1 protein-coding gene is annotated in these 452 nt (G+C 40.7%); it reads left to right on the top strand.

Annotated features, from left to right (window positions below; all coding sequences use genetic code 11):
* Positions 1-134: 134 nt before the first annotated feature.
* A partial coding sequence (locus RHOW815_RS06675; protein WP_256439926.1) for a winged helix-turn-helix domain-containing protein occupies positions 135-452 on the top strand: 318 nt, incomplete at its 3' end.

Raw genomic sequence — 452 nt, 5'->3', positions numbered from 1 at the left:
GGAAGTAGCCCTCGAGGCGGTAGCAAATCAAAACTTTCACAAGACCAAACAGAGTCTCTACCAAAACACCTACAGGAAAAGACCTATCTTAAAGTCAAAGGGATCATAGCTTATGTGCATGAGAGCAATATGGGATAAAATATTCCCGAAGTGGCATGACAGATTGGCTCATACAGCACGGATTTGTTTATAAACGTCCTAAAAAGATTCCTGGGAAATTAGATCCTGAAAAACAACGAATTTTCATAGAACAATATATGGCTTTAGAAGAGATCTATTTCATAGATGCTGTGCATCCTGAACATCAGTCCCAAGCCGTATGTGGATGGATCAAAAAAGGCGTTCAAAAGACCTTGCAGACATCCGGGAAACAATTGCGATTGCATTTTGCTGGAGCTCTTTGCCTGACAGGAATGAAGATTGTTACAGAGGAATATAAGACAGTTGATGCC

Origin of the sequence: Candidatus Rhabdochlamydia sp. W815 (assembly GCF_018642185.1) — a bacterium.
Classification (GTDB): Bacteria; Chlamydiota; Chlamydiia; order Chlamydiales; family Rhabdochlamydiaceae; genus Rhabdochlamydia; species Rhabdochlamydia oedothoracis.
The sequence above is the reverse complement of the archived record's forward strand: the minus strand, read 5'-3'. Positions and strand labels throughout refer to the sequence as shown.